Source organism: Janthinobacterium kochi (assembly GCF_051380715.1).
Lineage (GTDB): Bacteria > Pseudomonadota > Gammaproteobacteria > Burkholderiales > Burkholderiaceae_D > Janthinobacterium.
This window is the reverse complement of the sequence record NZ_JBNYXO010000006.1, coordinates 41,775-61,137: the sequence shown is the minus strand read 5'-3', so window position 1 is coordinate 61,137 and position 19,363 is coordinate 41,775. Positions and strand designations below refer to the sequence as shown.

18 protein-coding genes are annotated in these 19,363 nt (G+C 60.5%); 9 read left to right on the top strand and 9 right to left on the bottom strand.

The window, feature by feature from the left end:
- Window positions 1-6: 6 nt before the first annotated feature.
- Window positions 7-3,660 (bottom strand): trifunctional transcriptional regulator/proline dehydrogenase/L-glutamate gamma-semialdehyde dehydrogenase, encoded by a 3,654-nt coding sequence (gene putA / locus ACQ4WL_RS14975; protein ID WP_436510471.1) that lies wholly within the window; start codon window positions 3,658-3,660, stop codon window positions 7-9.
- A 206-nt stretch (window positions 3,661-3,866) separates the two neighbouring features.
- On the opposite strand from putA, the gene ACQ4WL_RS14970 reads away from it, so the two are divergent.
- Together ACQ4WL_RS14970 and ACQ4WL_RS14965 are read left to right on the top strand one after the other, a co-directional pair.
- Window positions 3,867-4,322, top strand: a complete 456-nt coding sequence (locus ACQ4WL_RS14970; RefSeq protein ID WP_010393827.1) for an Lrp/AsnC ligand binding domain-containing protein — start codon at window positions 3,867-3,869, stop codon at window positions 4,320-4,322.
- A gap of 202 nt (window positions 4,323-4,524) precedes the next feature.
- Entirely contained in the window at window positions 4,525-6,084 is a 1,560-nt protein-coding gene (locus ACQ4WL_RS14965; RefSeq protein WP_436510470.1) for a methyl-accepting chemotaxis protein, read from the top strand.
- Window positions 6,085-6,137: 53 nt separating this feature from the next.
- On the opposite strand, the gene ACQ4WL_RS14960 is transcribed toward ACQ4WL_RS14965, so the two are convergent.
- The gene (locus ACQ4WL_RS14960; RefSeq protein ID WP_034783859.1) at window positions 6,138-7,118 is read right to left on the bottom strand and encodes a LysR family transcriptional regulator; all 981 of its coding nucleotides are present in this window, start codon (window positions 7,116-7,118) and stop codon (window positions 6,138-6,140) included.
- Window positions 7,119-7,311: 193 nt separating this feature from the next.
- On the opposite strand from ACQ4WL_RS14960, the gene ACQ4WL_RS14955 reads away from it, so the two are divergent.
- A complete protein-coding gene (locus ACQ4WL_RS14955; RefSeq protein ID WP_436510469.1) occupies window positions 7,312-7,617 on the top strand; it encodes a hypothetical protein in 306 nt (101 codons plus the stop codon).
- Window positions 7,618-7,662: 45 nt separating this feature from the next.
- Here ACQ4WL_RS14955 and ACQ4WL_RS14950 read toward each other — a convergent pair whose 3' ends face one another.
- The 5 genes from ACQ4WL_RS14950 to ACQ4WL_RS14930 form a co-directional block, all read right to left on the bottom strand.
- Window positions 7,663-8,271 carry a chalcone isomerase family protein gene (locus ACQ4WL_RS14950; protein ID WP_436510468.1) on the bottom strand — a complete coding sequence of 203 codons (609 nt, stop codon included), beginning with the start codon at window positions 8,269-8,271 and terminating at the stop codon, window positions 7,663-7,665.
- Between the two features lie 106 nt (window positions 8,272-8,377).
- On the bottom strand, window positions 8,378-8,644 hold the full coding sequence (locus ACQ4WL_RS14945) for a YfhL family 4Fe-4S dicluster ferredoxin (protein WP_077398358.1): 267 nt from the start codon (window positions 8,642-8,644) through the stop codon (window positions 8,378-8,380).
- Between the two features lie 14 nt (window positions 8,645-8,658).
- Window positions 8,659-9,156, bottom strand: a complete 498-nt coding sequence (gene coaD / locus ACQ4WL_RS14940) for a pantetheine-phosphate adenylyltransferase (RefSeq protein WP_034752633.1) — start codon at window positions 9,154-9,156, stop codon at window positions 8,659-8,661.
- Between the two features lie 112 nt (window positions 9,157-9,268).
- The gene (gene rsmD / locus ACQ4WL_RS14935) at window positions 9,269-9,928 is read right to left on the bottom strand and encodes a 16S rRNA (guanine(966)-N(2))-methyltransferase RsmD (RefSeq protein WP_436510467.1); all 660 of its coding nucleotides are present in this window, start codon (window positions 9,926-9,928) and stop codon (window positions 9,269-9,271) included.
- Window positions 9,929-10,139: 211 nt separating this feature from the next.
- Complete coding sequence (locus tag ACQ4WL_RS14930) at window positions 10,140-11,045, bottom strand: DUF6279 family lipoprotein (RefSeq protein WP_436510466.1); 906 nt, start codon at window positions 11,043-11,045, stop codon at window positions 10,140-10,142.
- Window positions 11,046-11,070: 25 nt separating this feature from the next.
- Between ACQ4WL_RS14930 and glmU the strand changes: the two genes are divergently transcribed.
- The 3 genes from glmU to ACQ4WL_RS14915 all read left to right on the top strand — a co-directional run bounded on the left by glmU (window position 11,071) and on the right by ACQ4WL_RS14915 (window position 13,579).
- Window positions 11,071-12,447, top strand: coding sequence for a bifunctional UDP-N-acetylglucosamine diphosphorylase/glucosamine-1-phosphate N-acetyltransferase GlmU (gene glmU / locus ACQ4WL_RS14925; RefSeq protein WP_436510465.1), 1,377 nt, complete (start codon window positions 11,071-11,073; stop codon window positions 12,445-12,447).
- A gap of 371 nt (window positions 12,448-12,818) precedes the next feature.
- Window positions 12,819-13,178, top strand: a complete 360-nt coding sequence (locus ACQ4WL_RS14920) for a hypothetical protein (protein WP_436510464.1) — start codon at window positions 12,819-12,821, stop codon at window positions 13,176-13,178.
- Window positions 13,175-13,579, top strand: a complete 405-nt coding sequence (locus tag ACQ4WL_RS14915) for a winged helix-turn-helix domain-containing protein (RefSeq protein WP_436510463.1) — start codon at window positions 13,175-13,177, stop codon at window positions 13,577-13,579. Before ACQ4WL_RS14920 ends, ACQ4WL_RS14915 begins: the two co-directional genes overlap by 4 nt.
- Before the next feature lie 313 nt (window positions 13,580-13,892).
- On the opposite strand, the gene ACQ4WL_RS14910 is transcribed toward ACQ4WL_RS14915, so the two are convergent.
- Complete coding sequence (locus tag ACQ4WL_RS14910) at window positions 13,893-14,366, bottom strand: Lrp/AsnC family transcriptional regulator (RefSeq protein ID WP_436510462.1); 474 nt, start codon at window positions 14,364-14,366, stop codon at window positions 13,893-13,895.
- A 161-nt stretch (window positions 14,367-14,527) separates the two neighbouring features.
- Between ACQ4WL_RS14910 and glmS the strand changes: the two genes are divergently transcribed.
- Window positions 14,528-16,357: a glutamine--fructose-6-phosphate transaminase (isomerizing) gene (glmS, locus tag ACQ4WL_RS14905; protein ID WP_436476224.1), complete on the top strand. Its 1,830-nt coding sequence runs from the start codon at window positions 14,528-14,530 to the stop codon at window positions 16,355-16,357.
- Window positions 16,358-16,483: 126 nt separating this feature from the next.
- Window positions 16,484-17,641 (top strand): serine hydrolase domain-containing protein, encoded by a 1,158-nt coding sequence (locus ACQ4WL_RS14900; protein WP_436510461.1) that lies wholly within the window; start codon window positions 16,484-16,486, stop codon window positions 17,639-17,641.
- 33 nt (window positions 17,642-17,674) lie between these two features.
- On the opposite strand, the gene ACQ4WL_RS14895 is transcribed toward ACQ4WL_RS14900, so the two are convergent.
- Window positions 17,675-18,610 (bottom strand): LysR family transcriptional regulator, encoded by a 936-nt coding sequence (locus tag ACQ4WL_RS14895; RefSeq protein WP_436510460.1) that lies wholly within the window; start codon window positions 18,608-18,610, stop codon window positions 17,675-17,677.
- Window positions 18,611-18,738: 128 nt separating this feature from the next.
- Here ACQ4WL_RS14895 and msuE point away from each other — a divergent pair, with 128 nt between their 5' ends.
- A complete protein-coding gene (gene msuE, locus ACQ4WL_RS14890) occupies window positions 18,739-19,317 on the top strand; it encodes an FMN reductase (protein ID WP_436510459.1) in 579 nt (192 codons plus the stop codon).
- The last annotated feature ends 46 nt before the right edge of the window (window positions 19,318-19,363 follow it).

The following is a 19,363-nucleotide window of genomic DNA, read 5'->3' as shown; positions in this document are numbered from 1 at the left end:
TAAATTTTAAACACTCAGCATCATCAGGCTGGCATTTCCGCCCGCTGCCGTCGTATTCACGCACAGCGCTCGCTCAGCGACCAGGCGCCACAGAGGGATGACGCCCTCCTGCGTGGTGGCGATGGTGCCCACCAGGGCCCCTTCCCGGGCCGCCAGCAGCGGTTTGAGCTGACCATCGAGGCCAGGTTCGATCATGGCGATCTGGAAATCATGCTCGACCGACGCCAGGCTGCTGACGACCTGGATGCGGTCTTTCAGCGCCGCCGGCAAGTCGCCCGGGATCAGATCGGGCGTTTGCGCCAGCACCAGGGCCTGGTTTCCGGTGGCCAGCACGGCCGCCAGCTGATTCATCAGCGTGCCGGAGGTGGCCGCCGCACACAGAATCGTGCCGCGTGCGGCAAAGTTCAGGGTATTGCGCTCACCGGTCGGGCCTGGCAAGACGGTGGTGCTGCCCAGCAAGGTCGTGCGCGCGTATTCCTGCGCCAACTGCTCGACCTTGTCGTGCCCATGCATCTTTGCCCACACGGTGAGCGCGTCGAGCGCGGGCGGCGCCTGACGCTGGTGCTGGGCATCGGCCGGTGCATTGCGCTGCAGGCGTTTCAGGTACAGGGGGCCACCCGCCTTCGGACCGGTCCCCGATTTGCCTTCGCCGCCGAACGGCTGCACGCCGACGACGGCACCAACGATGTTGCGGTTCACGTAAATATTGCCCACGTGCGCGCGCCTGGTGATGAAGTCGATGGTTTCATCGATGCGCGTATGGATGCCCAGGGTCAAACCGTAACCGCTGTCGTTGATCGATTGCACCAGTTGCGGCAGTTCGGAGCGCTTGTAGCGGATCACGTGCAGTACGGGGCCAAAGACTTCCTGCGTCAATTGCGCCAGCGACTTGATTTCCAGCACGGTCGGAGCGACAAACGTGCCTTTGACGGTGGGCAAATCGAGCGAATAATGATCGATGGCCATGGTTTTCATCTTGTTGATGTGCGCCAGCAAATTGCCTTGCGCTTCCGCATCGATGACGGGACCGATATCGGTGGCCAGGCGGTCAGGATTGCCAACGCGCAATTCCTGCATGGCGCCCTTGAGCATGTGGATGGTCTTGTCGGCGATTTCCGTTTGCAAGAACAGCACGCGCAAGGCCGAGCAGCGCTGGCCGGCGCTGTCAAAGGCCGACGACATCACGTCCTGCACCACTTGTTCCGGCAAAGCCGACGAATCGACGATCAGGGCATTCTGGCCACCCGTTTCGGCGATCAGGGGAATGTCGATGCCTTCGGCCACCGCACGTGTGGCCAGGTTGCGGTTGATCAATTGCGCCACTTCCGTCGAGCCCGTGAAAATCACGCCTTTCACGCGCGCGTCATTGCACAGGCCGGCACCAACGATCTCGCCGCTGCCGGGCAAAAATTGCAGTGCGCCGCGCGGCACGCCTGCCGCATGCAGCAGTTGCACGGCGCGGTGGGCGATCAGCGGCGTTTGCTCGGCCGGCTTGGCCAGCACCACGTTGCCTGCCGCCAGGGCGGCGGCCAGCTGGCCCGTAAAGATGGCCAGCGGGAAGTTCCACGGGCTGATGCAGGTGACGGGACCGAGCGCCAAGGTATTCGGCGCGTGTTCCACCTGCGCCGCGTAGTAACGCAGGAAGTCGACGGCTTCGCGGATTTCCGCGATCGCGTTTGGCAGGGACTTGCCCGCTTCGCGCACTGCCAGGGCCATCAGCTCGATGTGATGCTCTTCGAACAGATCGGCCGCGCGCAGCAGCGCTTGCGCGCGCATCGACGGTTGCGTGGTCTGCCAGTCCATGGCGCTGGTGGCGGCGCTGGCCAGCGCCGTTTCCACGTCGGCCGGGCCGGCTTCCATGACTTTCCCTACGATATCGTCGTGCTGGGCCGGATTATGCAGCATGTGCGTGGGGCCATTCAGGCTGACGGCGCCATCGATCAGCGGCGCTGCCTGCCATGTCTGCTGTTGCGCCAGGCCGGTGGCCAGGGTGCGCAAGGTGTCTTCATTTGACAGATCCAGGCCAGCCGAGTTCTTGCGTTCGCTGCCAAACATGTCCAGCGGCAGTGGAATCGACGGGTGCGGCAAGCCGCCCTGCAGGCGCGCTAGCTCGAGCGGATCGCGGATCAGGCTATCGATGGCCACGCTTTCGTCGACGATCTGGTTGACGAACGACGAGTTGGCGCCGTTTTCCAGCAGGCGGCGCACCAGGTAGGCCAGCAGGGTTTCATGCGAGCCGACGGGGGCGTAGATGCGGCACGGCTTGTCGAGATTGTCGGGGCCGACGACCTGGTCGTACAGGGTTTCGCCCATGCCGTGCAGGCACTGGAATTCGTAGTCGGTGATGCCGTCGCGTTTCGCCCAGGTATAGATGGTCGCAAGGGTTTGCGCGTTGTGCGTGGCAAATTGTGGATAGATCAGGCTGCTGGCGGCCAGCAGTCTTTGTGCGCATACGAGGTAGGAAACGTCCGTGTAGACCTTGCGCGTATAGACGGGATAGCCTTCCTGGCCATCGACTTGCGCGCGTTTGACTTCCGCATCCCAGTACGCGCCCTTGACCAGGCGCACCATGAACTTGCGGCCGCTGCGGCGCGCCAGGTCGATCAGGAAATCGATGGCGAAGGGGCAGCGTTTTTGATATGCCTGCACCACGTAGCCGATGCCGTCGAAACCGGCCAGATCTGCATCAAAAGCCAATGCTTCCATCAGGTCGAGCGACAGTTCCAGGCGGTCCGTTTCTTCCGCATCGATGTTGAAGCCGATGTTGTACTGTTTGGCCAGCAAGAGCAGCGCCTTGACCTTCGGCAGCAATTCTTCCATGACACGGGTGCGCTGGGCGCGGCTGTAGCGCGCGTGCAGGGCCGACAGTTTCACGGAAATGCCGGGGCCGTTGCGGATGCCGCGTCCGTTCGATGCCTTGCCGATGGCATGGATCGCCGTTTCGTACGAGGCGTAATAGCTGGCCGCGTCCTGTTGCGTCAGGGCCGCCTCGCCCAGCATGTCGTACGAGTAACGGTAGCCGCGCGTTTCATTCTCGCGGCTGTTTTTCAAGGCTTCCTCGATGGTCTGGCCCGTAACGAACTGGTTGCCCAGCATGCGCATGGCCAGGTCGACGCCTTTGCGGATCAGCGGTTCGCCGCCCTTGGCGATGAGCTTGCTCATGGCCGAACCGAGGCCCGATTCGCTGCTGGTACTGACCAGTTTTCCCGTAATCAGCAAGCCCCAGGTGGCGGCATTGACGAACAGCGATGGAGATTCGCCCAGATGCTTCTTCCAGTCGCCCTTGCTGATTTTGTCGGCAATCAGGCGATCAGCCGTTTGACTGTCGGGTATACGCAACAGCGCTTCAGCCAGACACATCAATGCAACACCCTCTTCCGACGACAGCGAGAACTCGTGCATCAGCGCATCGACGCCGGACGCGCGCGTGCGTTTGTGGCGCACGTTCGAGACCAGGCGGTGTGCCAGGGCTTGTCCCTCGGCCGTCGTTTCGGTGCTGCTGGGGCGCACTTGTTGCAACAGCCACTGCACGGCGGAAACCTCGTCGCGCCTATAGGCGGCGGTGATGGCGGCGCGCTGGGGTGTCGCTTCGGGCAGGATTTCTGCCTGGAACGCAGCAAAAGGAATCGGGGTAAAAGCCGAGGGGCCTGCAGGATGCATAAGTACTCTTTACAAGGAAATGGGGACGAAAACTGACGTAATTCTTGCTCTTTTTTGGTGCAAAAAAATACAGAAAGTCGGACGTTAAGATGATTCGATTGTAAAGGGGATTCTTATGGATTAATTCTGGTAATACAGGGGGCTAGCAATAGATAGTTTTTGATGCGACAATTTAACCAAATAATATTAATTTGGGGGTGATAGGAATGCTGGACAAGATCAGTAAGAAAATCTTGATGGAATTGCAGAGCGATGGACGCATCAGCAATGTGGAGCTGGCTGCGCGCGTGAACCTGTCGCCGGCCGCCTGCCTGGAACGCGTGCGCAAATTGCACGAATCCGGTTACATCATGGGCTATACGGCCCAGTTGAACCCGCAACTGCTCGACGTATCGCTGCTGGTCTTCATCGAAGTGGTGCTCGATCGCACGACGCCGGAAGTGTTCGACGCCTTCAAGCATAGCGTACAAATCATTCCAGAGGTACTGGAATGTCATATGGTCGCTGGCGGTTTCGATTACCTGGTCAAGGCGCGTGTCAAGGACATGGCGGCCTACCGCGAATTCCTGGGCAAGACCTTGCTGCAAAAAGGTGTGCGGGAAACCCACACTTATGCCGTCATGGAAGAGGTCAAAAACACCACCAAATTGCCAATTAAGTGACCTCGGTGTAGCCAGCCCACTTTTCTGATTGAGCTATCGGAACAAATGTTGTAGGGTAGAACTACAATTCTGCTATCCGGTAGCCGCCTGAAACGCCGCGCAGACGTTACGTTCAGGGTGCAAGGTGGGCAATCGTGCCCACCCGCATACGGTTACAGCACGTCCCCGCGGGGACGTGACGGGTTCGCGCAGCGGGGGACAAATGAAGCAGTTGCAGCATCAGCTGGTGCGTTTCCTTATATTCACGATCCTGGCCATGGCTGTGGCCTGTTGCCTGGCCTATCTGCTGCTGCTCTCGGGCGGCGACCATCCCTATTTGATTGCCTGCGTGGCCGCCGCCATCGGCGCCGCGCTGCTGGCGTTCGCCGCCCGCCCGCGCGGTGAGCCGGGCTTGCACCAGTTCGCCGACACGGTGGGCAACGCCATCGACGCCATCATGATCGGCGCGGCGGAAACCTCGTATTTCGTCGATTCCGTGAAACAGAAGGTGGAACTCGATGTGCGCACGGCCAGCGACATCGCCGACAGTTCCGTACAAAATGCCGCGATGACGGAAAAGATCGCCGCCAATGCGGAACGAGCCGCCAAGGTGGCTGCCGGCGTGCGCGTGGAAAGCGTGGCGGCGCGTGCCGAAGTGGATCAGGGGCTGCACCGCATCAATAAGGCACGCGAGGAAGCGCAAGGCGCCTCCAGCACCATGCTGAGCTTGCAGGACAAATCCAAACGCATCACCGGCTTTACGGAAGCCATTTCCGATATTTCCGCGCGCACCAACTTGCTGGCGCTGAACGCCGCCATCGAGGCGGCGCGCGCAGGCGAACACGGACGCGGTTTTGCCGTGGTGGCAGGTGAAGTGCGGCAGTTGGCGCAGCGCACCAAGGAAGCCTCCGATGAAATCAGCGTGATGGTGCGCGAGATCAATGAACAGTCGGAAAAAGCGGCGCGCGGCATGAGTTCGCTTGCGGCGGGCGTGACGGAAGCGGCACACAATGTGCAAAGCGTGCATGCCTCGCTCAGCCATATCGAGGAATCGTCGGGTGAGTCGGAAGACGCGATCGGGCAAATCGCCCGCGCCTCGCGCGAACACGTCGACACCACGCAGCTGATCGCCGACGCCATCCTGCAAATCCGCGACAGCATGCTGTCGACGAATGCCGAATTGCCGCGTGCCACGCAGTCGGCCATGGCGCTGGCCGAGCGGGCCGAAGCGATCGCCGGCGCCCTGGGCGAATCGAGCGTGGCCACGCCGCACGACGAAATCCGTGCAGCGGCCCAGCGCGCGGCGCGCGAGGTGGGCAAACTGTTCGAGCAAGCCATCGCATCGGGGCGCATCACGCGCGAAGCCCTGTTCGACCGCCACTACCGCCCCATCCCGAATACCAATCCGCCCAAGCACAACACGAAATTCGACGCATTCACGGACAAGGTGCTGCCGGACTTGCAGGAAGGCGTGCTGGCCGCCCTACCCCATCTGGCGTATGCGGGCGCCGTCGACAACAATGGATATTTTCCGACGCACAACAAGAAGTTTTCCCAGCCGCTGACGGGCGATTACGCCACCGATATGGTGAATAATCGCACCAAGCGCATCTTCAGCGACCGCACGGGCAAGCGCTGCGGCAGCAATACCAAGCCGTTCCTGTTGCAGACCTATAAACGCGACACGGGCGAAGTCATGCACGATTTATCCGTGCCGATCCACGTCGATGGCAAGCACTGGGGCGGTTTCAGGATCGGTTATCGCTCGAGTAACCACGCATAGCAAAACGCCTGATGAGAGATCATCAGGCGTTTTTTCTTGTTCCGTAACAGGTTTTATTCGACATGCGGCTTGGGCGCCACGCCGCCGCCGGCCGCCGTGGCCGTCCGTAAAGTGGGCGTGTTCATGCTTTCCAGGTGGTTGCGCAGCCATTTGTGGGCGGGGCTGCGGGCGTCGCGTTCGTGCCACAGCATGTCCAGGTGGACGGCCGGCAAGGTCAATGGCAAATCCTTGTACAGCAAGGACTCCGTCATGCCCGTCGAGGCGATCAGATGGCGCGGCAAGACCGTGATCAGGTCGGAATTGGCCACCACGCGCCCTGCGGTGAAGAATTGGTTGACCGTCAGCAAGATGCGCCGTTCGCGGTGGATCTGCGACAGGGCCTCGTCGATCAAGCCATGCGCGCGGCCGGAAAAGCTCACCAACAAATGGTTCGCCGCACAATAGTTATCTAACGTCAATTCCTTGTCGGCCAGCGGATGGCCGCGCCGCATCACGCACACATACTTGCCGGAATACAGGCGCTCATGGCGGATGGGTGAGCCCGTTTCGCTCGACAATTGCGCTGCCACGCCGGGAAAGAAGCCCACGGCCAGGTCGATATCGCCGCGCAGCAACATCGGTCGCGGTTCGCGCGTGGTCAGCGGCATCATGCGCACGTTGACGCCCGGCGCTTCGCGTTCGATCGAACGCATCAGCGAGGGCAGCCAGAAAGCGGCGGTCGCATCGGCCATGGCCATGCGGAAGGTGGCATGCGTTTTCGACACGTCGAAGGTTTCCGGCGTGACGGCCGCTTCCAGGCTGGCCAGGGCCGAGCGCACGGACGGCCACAGCGCTTCGGCACGGGGCGTGGGTTTCACGCCATACGCCGTGCGAATCAGCAATTCGTCACCAAGGCTCTCGCGCAGGCGTTTGATGGCGTTCGATACCGCCGGCTGCGTCATCGCCAGGTGGCCGGCTGCGCGCGTCAGGTTTTGTTCCGTCATGACGGCGTCGAAAACACGCAGCAAGTTCAGATCCAGCGTCAGAAAACTCATGGAAAGCCCAAGATAAAAGTTGAATTGATTACTTCAGAGTGTAAACCGCGCCGGACGCGAATATTTTCACTCGTGAAAAAAATATTACAGTTTTCCATTCACGATTCATATAATTGGTATCAAGAAATGGAATTAGATTTATATGTTGCACTGCACTATAGTACTGGCAAATTCTATAATGCACTGGAACAGTATGTCTACCTTCGCCTCCGCCCTTTACGCAGTATCCGCACCCGTGCTGGAGATTTCCCTGCTGAACGCCCTGCAACTCGTGCTGGTGATCGTGGCCGTGGGCGCCTTCGCCCTGCTGTTCAAGCCTTTGCTGGTGGGTATCGCGCGCGCCATGGTGCTGCTGGTGCGTCCCAAGCTGAGCCGCGAAGAGCGCCTGGCGCGCCAGCAGATGCGCGAAGCGCAAGCCTTGCAACGCACCCTGGGCAAAATGAATGGCGTGTCGCCCAGCAATGCCGCCGAATTGCGCGCCCTGTCGACGCGCGCCTGAGCAATAAACTGTTACAGAATGACAAGCCGGCGTGAGCCGGCTTTTTTACGCCATGTCGCCCAGCAAATGCGCGCGCAACAAGGTGTCGGCCGGATGGGCGCCGAGCCAGATTTTCAGCAGCGCATTGTAAAAGGCCAGGTCCGGCACCGTGTCGCCCACCTGCTTGCCGTTCAGCTTGCACAACGTCCCCTCTTCCGGCAGCCAGTCCACGGTCAGGATGTCGCCCTTTTTCAGGCCGGGCACCATGGCGAACATGGCGCCGAACTGCATCGTCTGGCTCAGCAGGCGTGTGCGGTCGGCCTGGTCGGAACTGCGCTTCAAACCCTGCATGAAGGCGTGACCCAGCTCGTCGGAGGTGATGTCGCGCAACATGACGATTTCCAGACGGCGCGGCCCAGGCAGGGCCAGGATGTCGGCCAGCTGGGTTTTCTTTTCCGGCAGGTACAGTGCAATCGTGTAGACCTTGAAGATGACCTTGTAGCGCACGCCGGCACCGTTGAGTCTTAATTCGCGGCTGGCCAGCTGCACCGTCTCGTCCAGCCTGACGCCACCCACCTCGACGGCCAGCGCTGCTTGTGCCACGGCGGCGCACAGGCAGGCGCACAGGCAGGCGGCGGCCAGGGAGCGGCCCAAACGGGATGTGCTGCTAAGCATCTTTTACCTCCGTGGAAACCATGGGCTGTGGATAAGTCAGCACACAGTGTAGAACAGTTGGTAAAAGAGGGCCGCGCGCGGCGGCGGCGAGGGGGACGAAGAGCGCTTAGGCTTTGGCCGCAGGCAGTTCTGCTTGCAGGCGTTCGTACTTGGCCATCAATTGCTCCGGGCTTTCGCGCCAGGCGGGATTGAAGGGGATGCAGCTGACGGGGCACACTTGCTGGCATTGCGGCTCGTCAAAGTGGCCCACGCATTCGGTGCACTTGTTGGGATCGATTTCGTAGATTTCCGCGCCCATGTAGATCGCGTCATTCGGGCACTCGGGCTCGCAAATATCGCAATTGATGCATTCGTCGGTGATCAGTAATGCCATGATTTCACTCTTACTTATTGCGATGATGCAGCGTTGGCGGCAATCTTGTTTTGCAGCCAGCGGTTCACCGAGGGGAAGACAAACTTGGAGACGTCGCCGCCCAGCGCCGCGATTTCGCGCACGATGGTGCCCGAAATGAACTGGTACTGGTCGGAAGGCGTCAGGAACATGGTTTCGACATCGGGCAGCAGGTAGCGGTTCATGCCCGCCATCTGGAATTCGTATTCGAAGTCGGAAACGGCGCGCAAGCCACGCACGATGACTCTCGCTTCATGTTTGCGCACGAAATCCTTGAGCAGGCCGGAAAAGCTTTCCACTTGCACGTTCGGATAGTGCCCCAACACTTCGTTGGCGATTTCCAGGCGTTCGTCGAGCGAGAAAAACGGTTGCTTGTTCTTGCTGTCGGCCACACCGACGATCAGCTTGTCAAACAGACCCGATGCGCGGCGCACCAAATCTTCATGACCGCGCGTGAGCGGATCGAATGTTCCTGGATAAACGGCTACAACCATTGCGGCTCCCTGATGATGCACCAATATAGACGCGCATTATGCCTGAAATTGGTGACCACCTTGGTGCTGCGCCTCGAGCCAAGGAGCTTTTTTGCCTTATTTATAGGCAGATTCAGGCAGTTGACGGCACTTTGTTGTAAGTTAGCAAATGATAATAAACGGTGCCCGCCTTGTCGGCACGGATGACTTCCCACGGCGCCATCCACTCGGGTTTGTCCAGTGCGTTGCTCTCGTCGAAGACCAGCGGCAAGCCCGATTCCGCGTACACCATGCCGCCTTCTTTGAGCAGGTTGGCGCACAAGGGCAGCACTTTCGCCAGGAAATCCTGCTGGTAGGGCGGGTCGAGGAAGATCAGGTCGAAACGCTGGCCGCGCGATGCCAAGCCTTGCGCCGTCAGCAGGGCGTCGCCGCGCAGCAGTTGCACATTCTCGGCGCGCAATTTCGTCTTGTTTTCTTCCAGCTGGCGTATCACGGGCGTATGCGTGTCGACCATGGTGACGGACGCGGCGCCGCGGCTGGCCGCTTCAAAGCCCAGTGCGCCGCTGCCGGCGAACAGGTCCAGCACCTGGGCGTTGGACCAGTCGCCGTCGCGCAAGTGATTGATCCAGTTGAATACGGTTTCACGCACGCGGTCTGGCGTCGGACGCAAGCCCAGTGCCTGCAAAACAGGCAGCACGGAGCGTTTCCACTGGCCGCCGATGATGCGCACCTGGTTCGGTGGCGGCGCGTGGTGGACGGGGACTTTGGCGGGTTTTTTGATTTTCTTTTGCATGGGCATTTAGAACACCTAACAAAACCTACTGCGCGTTGCGATTTGCGGCCTGCGATGCTCACTGACTCGGCGTCCCCGTGCATTTGCACAGCTGCGCTTCTTAGCCACAACTCACTGCCGCTCGCTACGGTTTTGTTAGGCGTTCCATTTCTTCAATTTGATGGCGGCCACTATAGCATATGGCCCCATCTCCCCTGCTGGCGCTGCCTGTCTACTTGGGCGCGCTGGCCAGGGAATTGAAATCGTCAATCCAGCCCTGCATGCGCTTGATGGCGTGGGCTTTTTGCGCCGGCGTAGCGATCTTGATCACCGTCAAGACCATCTGCGCCGTGCTCGCTTCGTAGGTGTCAAAAAAAGCCTTGCGCTCCGAGTGTTCCAGGCGCTCGAAACTGTCCTTGATCAGGGTCGTGACCAAGGCCGCAGCCGCTTCCTTGGCGAGCTTTTCTTGGTGGACTTTCTTGACCAGGTTCAACACATTCTGCTGGCGCCGCATGCGTTCGTCGAGCCAGATCTCATTGTTTAGCGGACGCGCATCGGATGCCTTGTGGATGATGGCTTCCTGCTCGCTGCTGAAGCTGCCGAACCACAGTTCGAATTGTTCCATGGCTTTCTTGTAGCGCAGTTTTTGGCGTTTCTCCTGGTCGCCGCTCAGGTATTTTTTGCGGTAATCATCGTTATTTGACTTGAACTTCTTTTCCATCTGCGCGATTTGCTCGGGCTTGAGCGAGCGTGCCAGGTCGGCCAGTTCGGGTGCTGCCTTCAGCAGCAGCGCCTGGGTGCGCTGTTTGATCTCGCCGTAGTCGGCCATCAGGTCCGCCTGCGTGATATTGCCTTGCAACTGCTTCTGGCCTGTGCGCAGGATTTCCACGTAATCCTTCAATTGCGTCTTGCGGTGCCAGTCGAACATCTTGTCGATATCGTCGCGCACCCAGCCTTTCTGGTCGCGGTCCAGGTCGACATACGCGTTCAGCCACCAGTACAGCACGGTATCGCCGTTGTTGTAGGCCAGGCGCAAGCCGCTGCAGCCGGCCATGACGACCAGCATCAAGGCCAGCACGGCATAAGTAAAACGCCCAAAGGGCGTGGAAGACGGGGCCTGCGTGTTAAACTTTTTCATATTCTTAACTTATAAAAGACGGTCTATGAACGTTGTCATTCTCGCTGCCGGTATGGGCAAACGCATGCAGTCGGCACTGCCCAAGGTATTGCACCCGTTGGCGGGCAAGCCGCTGTTGTCGCACGTCATCGACACGGCGCGCGGTCTGGCGCCGTCCCGATTATGCGTGATTTACGGCCATGGGGGCGCAGCGGTGCTGAAGTTGCTCGACGGCTATAAGGTGAACCATGCCCTGACGATCGACGCCGCTGAGCAGGCGCAGCAGCTGGGTACCGGCCATGCCGTGCAGCAAGCGGTGTCCTTGCTGGACGACAGCGTGCCGACCCTGATCTTGTACGGCGACGTGCCGCTGACCAGCGCCGCCTCCCTGCAGCAGCTGGTGCAGGCGGCCGGCAAGGACAAGCTGGCCATTTTGACCGTGGAACAGGACGATCCGTTTGGCCTGGGCCGCATCGTGCGCGACAACGGCGCCATCGTGCGCATCGTCGAGGAAAAGGATGCCACGCCAGAAGAGCGCGCCATCCGCGAGATCAACAGCGGCATCATGGTCGCGCCCACCGTGGCCCTGAAACAATGGCTGTCGGCCTTGTCGAATGACAATGCCCAAGGGGAATACTATCTGACCGATATCGTCGCGCAAGCCGTCGCCGATGGCGTGACCGTCACCTCGGCCCACCCGGCTGCCGTGTGGGAAGTGGCGGGCGTCAACAGCAAGGTGCAGCTGGCCCAGCTCGAACGCATCCACCAGAACAATATCGCGCAAGCGCTGCTGGAACGGGGCGTGACCCTGCTGGACCCGGCCCGCATCGACGTGCGCGGCGAACTTATTTGCGGACGCGATGTCACCATCGACGTCGGCTGCGTGTTCGAAGGCAGAGTCGAACTGGGCGACGGCGTGCGCGTGGGTGCCAACAACGTCATCATCAATGCCACGGTGGCCGCTGGCGCGCACATCAAGCCCTTTTGCCATATCGAGGACGCCGTCGTCGGCGCCGCTTCCATCATCGGCCCCTACGCGCGCCTGCGCCCGGGCACGGTATTGGCGGAAGACGTGCATATCGGTAACTTTGTCGAAGTGAAAAACAGCCAGGTCGCCGCGCACAGCAAGGCCAATCACCTGGCCTACATCGGCGATGCCACCATCGGCTCGAAGGTCAACATCGGCGCTGGCACGATTACCTGCAATTACGATGGCGTCAACAAGTTCCGCACGGTGATTGAAGACGACGCTTTCATTGGCAGCGACAGCCAGCTGATCGCGCCCGTCACCGTCGGCAAGGGAGCGACCCTGGGGGCCGGCACGACCTTGTCGAAAGATGCGCCGGCCGGCAAGCTGACCGTGTCGCGCGCGCGCCAGGTGACCATCGATGGCTGGACGCGTCCCGTGAAAATCGAGAAGTAAGCGGCGCAGTCACTTCTTGTACACAGGCAGGCCGCATGGCCTGCCTTTTTTATATGTGGATAACTCTGTGGGCAAGCCCTTGCACAAGTGGCGCATAAGCCTGTGTGCAAGCCTATGCATAAGCTGTTGGCAAGTTCTTCAATATGGCCAGTCATGCGCCCGAGGCTACATTTTCCTTCGATTTCAGGGGGCTCCCCGGCAGCGTCGCCGCATATATCGGCATATTGTGGATAAGTCTGTGTGTAAGCCTGCGGATAAGCGCTGGATAGCCTTGGTATAAGTGGGGATAACTGTTCTTCATCGCCGCTTTTCCATCTGTTGCCGTGGATAAGCCTGTGGAAAAACGCATGAATAGGCGGTGGATAGCCTGTGTGCAAGTACTGCAGTCGATCAGGGCAGGCCTGGCGACATATGCCCGGGCTTTCCACTGCTGCCTGCCCGCCCAGTTCACGGCCAGGCCGGCAACTAGATACACGGCGTTGCGCTGGTCCAGGTTTTTTGCAGGCGCAGCAGAATGGAAGAATTTGAAATTGAGCAAACCTGAGCGATTCCCGACTGTTTCAGCCGGGAATGCCGGCGGCAATCAGGCGGGCAGGCGCAAGGCGAAGCTGATCATGCGGGGCATGACGCCCGGTTATCCTTGCGCCATGTTGAACCTCATGCTGCTTGAAGACGAAGCCGTGCTGCGACAGGAATTGACCGAGTTTCTCGGCGACTGCGGTTACGCGTGACCGCCGTGGCCGACCTGGATGAACTGGCAGCCACCCTGGGCGCGCTGGCACGGCGCCTCGGCCAGTCACTGCCCGCCGCGGTGCCGCCGCCCTCCCCGGCCTGGGTACTGGAACTGGGACCGCGCCGCCTCTTGCCGCCCGGTTGCGGCGCCATTGCGTTGTCGCAACAGGATGTGACGGTGCTGCATGTGCTGATGGCCGAGCCGGAGCGCATCGTCAGCCGCCAGCAGATCGTCCAGTCGCTGGGCGAGGATTTCCTCAGCTGTGACCAGCGCCGCCTGGACACCCAGATCAGCCGCTTGCGCCGCAAGGCCGAGCAGGCCACCGGCACGACATTGCCCATCAATACCGCCCGCAATGCCGGTTACCGGTTTTATGCCGACGCGCAAGTGCGTCCCTGACCTGTCCGTCTGCCGCCACTCAGTGATTGTGGATAAGCCTGTCGATAAGTGGACGCATAACTTGTTGGCAAGCTGTGGGCAGCCGGTGTACAAGTTCAGTTGCTGGCACTTGATGGCCTCCTTCCGCGCTGGCGCAGCACCGGCGTTGGCCGCGTGGCGCTGCTTCCTGGCAAATTGCTTGTCATCCTGCCGTGGCTGCCCATGTCATTCCTGTGTATAAACCTGTGGGCAACTGCGGCATAAGCGGTGGAAAAGCGCCGTATAAGTATGTGGGAAAGCGGTGGGCAAGCGGTGGACAAATCAGTCAAAAAAATCAGACGGCGATGCGTGTCTCGAACTTGCTGCGAAACGTGGAAAAATAGCTTTTCACGTTGCGCACATTGGCGTGCGCGGCAAAGAGGCGGTGCGCCAGCGCGTGATACGCGGGCATGTCGGCCACCTGCACCATCAGCACGAAATCGGGACCGGGCGAGACGCGGTAGCATTGCAGCACGGCGGGTTCCATCGCCACGAACTGCTCGAATTCCGCCATGCGTTCCGCCGCCTGCACGTCGAGCGTGATTTCCACGATGGCCGTCAGGCGCGCGCCCACCAGTTGCGGCGCGACGATGGCCACCTGCCGCTCGATCACGCCGCTTTCCGTCAAATGCTTGACGCGCCGCAAACAGGTGGGCGCCGAGACGTGCACCGAGCGCGCCAGTTCACTGTTGGTTTGCGATGCATCAATTTGCAAGGCGTTCAGGATGCGACGATCAATGTCGTCGAGAGTAATGTTGCTATCGCTCATGATTTTGATGAATTGGAAAATATATTGAGTTTAAATGAAATAATATTTCATCGTAAAATAGGTGTGAAATATTCAGTCAAAAATGCACATATTTAGAAAGCATATTTCACGCGCTCTGCATTAGCATGCTTGCATTGATTAAATTTTAGACAGAGGTTTCCATGTGCGGCATCGTCGGCGCGGTAGCGCAACGTAATATCACTCCCATCCTGGTTGAAGGCTTGAAGCGCCTGGAATACCGCGGCTACGATTCCTGCGGCATCGCCCTGCATGCGGATGGCCGTTTGCAGCGTTCGCGCTCCACCTCGCGCGTGGCCGAGCTGGAAAAGCAGATCGCCGAAGAAGGCTTGAGCGGTTTTACGGGCATCGCCCACACGCGCTGGGCCACGCATGGCGCCCCTGTCTCCTTCAATGCCCACCCGCACTTTTCCCCAACGGAAGAGAACGCCCGCGTGGCGCTGGTGCATAACGGCATCATCGAAAACCACGATGAACTGCGCGCCGAACTGACGGCCTTGGGTTACGTCTTCCAGAGCCAGACGGATACGGAAGTGATCGCCCACCTGGTCGAGCACATGTACAACGGCGACCTGTTCGAGACCGTGCAGCAGGCCGTGAAACGCCTGGCCGGCGCGTATGCGATCGCCGTCTTCTGCCGTGACGAGCCGCACCGCGTGGTGGCCGCGCGCCAGGGCTCGCCCCTGATCGTCGGCCTGGGCAATGGTGAAAATTTTGTCGCCTCGGACGCCATGGCGCTGGCCGGCACGACGGACCAGATCATCTACCTGGAAGAAGGCGACGTGGTCGACCTGCAACTGTCGCGCTGCTGGATCGTCGATGTCGATGGCAAGCCCGTCGAGCGCGAAGTGAAAACCGTGCATGCGCACACGGGCGCGGCCGAGCTCGGTCCGTACCGTCACTACATGCAGAAGGAAATTTTTGAACAGCCGCGCGCCATCGGCGACACACTCGAAGGCGTGACGGGCATCATGCCGGAACTGTTCGGCGACAATGCCTATGCCATCTTCAAGCAGATCGACCGCGTGCTGATCCTTGCCTGCGGCACCAGCTCGTATGCGGGCATGACGGCCAAGTACTGGATCGAGGCGATTGCCAAGGTGCCCGTCAGCGTGGAAGTGGCCAGCGAATACCGCTACCGCGACAGCGTGCCGCATCCGAACACCCTGGTCGTCACCATTTCGCAAAGCGGCGAGACGGCCGACACCCTGGCCGCCCTGAAACACGCGCGCAGCCTGGGCATGCAGCACACCTTGACCATTTGCAACGTGGCCACCAGCGCCATGGTGCGCGAATGCGCCTTGGCCTACATCACGCGCGCCGGCGTGGAAGTGGGCGTGGCGTCCACCAAGGCGTTCACGACGCAGCTGGCCGGCCTGTTCCTGCTGACCCTGTGCCTGGCGCAAGTCAATGGCCGCCTGTCAGAAGAACAGGAAGCGGCGCACCTGAAAGCCATGCGCCACCTGCCCGTCGCCATCGCGTCCGTGCTGGCGCTGGAACCGCAAATCATCGCCTGGTCCGAGGAATTCGCGCGCAAGGAAAACGCCCTCTTCCTGGGCCGCGGCATGCATTACCCGATCGCCCTGGAAGGCGCCTTGAAACTCAAGGAAATTTCCTACATCCACGCCGAAGCATATCCGGCCGGCGAACTGAAGCACGGCCCGCTGGCCCTGGTGACGAATGAAATGCCCGTCGTCACCATCGCGCCGAACGATGCCCTGATCGAAAAGCTCAAATCGAACATGCAGGAAGTGCGCGCCCGTGGCGGCCAGCTGTACGTCTTCGCCGACGTGGATTCGCGCATCAGCTCCGGCGAAGGCTTGCACGTGATCCGCCTGCCCGAGCACTACGGCGACTTGTCGCCGATCCTGCACGTGGTCGCGCTGCAATTGCTGGCGTATCACACGGCGCTGGCGCGCGGCACGGATGTGGACAAGCCGCGCAATCTGGCCAAATCGGTGACGGTGGAGTAAGCGGGCCGGGGGCCACCCCGGGCCACCAAGAATAAAAAGAAAACGCCACCTCCGGGTGGCGTTGTCTTTTATCCGGCACCGCTGAACCCATTGTGCGAGAATGCCCCTTCCCCCTGGATGGTGCGCATGATGACCAAACTCGCCGCAAGCATCACTGTAATGACACTCGCGCTGGCCGCTTGCAAGCCCGCAGCCACAGCACCTGCGCACGACATTCCTGCGGCCATGCGCGAGACCGCGACCACCCTGCTGCAGTCAACATTGCTGCATGCGACCTCGATTGCTGTCGTTTATCGGGGCAAGGAATTCATTCTGCATCAAGGCGAGCTGGAGACCGGCAAAGCCAATCCGCCGAACGATACAACGCTGTATGAAATCGGCTCGGTCAGCAAAACTTTTGCTGGCCTGCTACTGGCGAACGCTGTGCTCGATGGCAAGGCGGCGCTCGACGATCCCATACAAAAGTACCTGGCGGATGCCTACCCGAACCTGCAGTCGCAGGGGCAGCCAGTGCGCTTGCGCCATTTGATTACGCACACCAGCAATATGCCGGGCATGCTGCCATTGCAGGTGAACACCATATTGAAAGATTTCACTGCACACGCCACGCCGGCAAAGCTCAATGCAGCCTACGCCAACTACGGACAACAGCAATTCTGGCAGGACTTGCACACAGTCGATATCAAAGGTCCGCTTGGCAAGGACTACGCCTATTCAAGCGCCGGTACTGAACTCATTGCGCACACGCTCGAAAAAATCTACGGCATGCCCTATGACGTCCTGCTCACGCAATTCCTCGCGCGTGAAGCCGGTATGCAAGATACCAGGCTGAGAATCACCGCCAGGGATACCGGTCGGCTGGCGCCCGGCTACCACAGCGACAATCCCGTCATGACCACACCGATGCCACAACTGCCTTGGGGGGCAGCCGGCAACCTGAAGTCGACCATGCCGGATATGGCGAAGTATTTGCGCCTGCAATTGGGCGCCCATCGCGCGGTCGTCGAATCGCATCAGCCTTTGGCGCGCTTTCAGGACGACTTCAGCATCGGCTATTTCTGGAACATCGGCAGCAATCGCCAGCTTGGCACGCACTATGTACACCATGGTGGCGTGCCACGCGCGCAAAGCTACGCCTACGTCGTTCCCAAATATCAGCTTGGGGTCTTCATCATCACCAACCAGAGCGGCGACGCCACCGCCGGCGCCATGGAAAGCGCGCTGGCGCATATCTTCGACACAGTGGAATCGATGGAAAGCGCGAAGCAGGCTGGCCCCAGGTAACAGGCGTGCGTGATGTCGCTGGCGGGCCCAGGCTTATCGGGATGCCTCCAGGGTTTTACCTTCTTGGTGTCCATGCGCCATGGCGAAGACCGGCTGGCGCGCCAGTGCGATGAAGGCGCGCACGTAGTCGATGGCGGTGTCCGTCTCGCGTGCCCCCAGGAAGATCTGCTTGGCGATGCCGCGCGCGCCCAGCCGCACAGGCACCACGTCCATCTTGGCCGCGTATTCCTCGACCAGCCAGCGTGGCAGGGCGGCCACACCGCGGCCGCTGGCTACCATCTGCAGCATGATATCGGTGGTTTCGATGGCTTTGTGGCGCTTGGGCGTGACACCGGCCGGCAACAGGAACTGGTTATAAATGTCCAGGCGCTCGATGTCCACGGGGTAGCTGATGAGCACTTCCTGGGTCAGTTGCTGCGGCTTCACATAGGCCGCGGTAGCCAGGGCATGGCCCTTGGCCACGACGAGCACCTGCTCGTAGTCGAACACAGGTTCGAATGTCAGCCCCGGCTTGTACAGTGGGTCGGGCGTGACCAGCAGGTCGATCTCGTAGCCGAACAGCGCGCCGATGCCGCCGAACTGGAACTTCTGCTTGACGTCCACATCCACGTCGGGCCATGCGGCCAGATAGGGCGACACCACTTTGAGCAGCCACTGGTAGCAAGGGTGGCATTCCATGCCGATGCGCAGCGTACCGCGCTCGCCCTGCGCGAACTGGCCCAGGCGCTCTTCGGCCAGGTCCAGTTGCGGCAGCACCCGGTTCGCCACCGCCAGCAGATACTGGCCGGCCTGCGTCAGGCGCAGGTTGCGCCCTTCGCGCAGCCAGACGTCAGTGCCCAGTTGCTGCTCCAGTTTTTTCATGCTGTGGCTCAGGGCCGACTGGGTCAGGTGCAGCACGCCCGCTGCGGCCGTCAACGAACCTTGTTTCTCGACTTGCTGGACGATGCTGAGGTGGATGCGTTCAAGCATTGATATGAGCCATGTTCATGGATGTATGAAATAAGACCATTATACTTCATCGATTCCCGCCGCTATCATCGGTGCCCTTGTTGCCTGCATTTTTCGGCCCCGGCGCATCCATCCCTATGAAAGCAAACATGACACGTCCACTTCGTTTAGTCGCCGTTTCCGGCGGGCTGCAACGCCCTTCCAAGGCTGCCGCCCTGGCAGAGCACCTGATGGACCTGATCGCCGATGAAGTGCTGTGCGAACAACGCCTGGTCGAACTGGGCCAGCTCGCACCGCATGCCGGCGCGACCTGGCGCTCCCACCTGCCCGAGACGGTGGAACGGGAACTTGCGGCGGTCGAGCAAGCCGACATCCTGGTGGTGGCAACACCGGTCTTTCGCGGCGCCTACACGGGACTGTTCAAGCACTTCTTCGACTTCATTCATCAGGATGCCCTGATCGACAAGCCGGTCTTGCTGGCTGCCACCGGCGGCAGCGAGCGCCATGCCCTGATGATCGACCACCAGTTGCGGCCGCTGTTCAGCTTCTTCCAGGCGCGCACATTGCCGCTGGGCGTCTACGCGACCGACCAGGATTTCCTCGACTACCGTCTGCACAACGAAGCCCTGATCCAGCGGGCGACACTGGCGGTCCAACGGGCATTGCCCTTGATCGGCTTGACGCGCCATGCGCAATCTGCCACCGCTGAAGAGGTGGTCGCAGCCTGATTCGCATCAGCACGGTCACGATAAAGAACACATTCATATTTCTTGC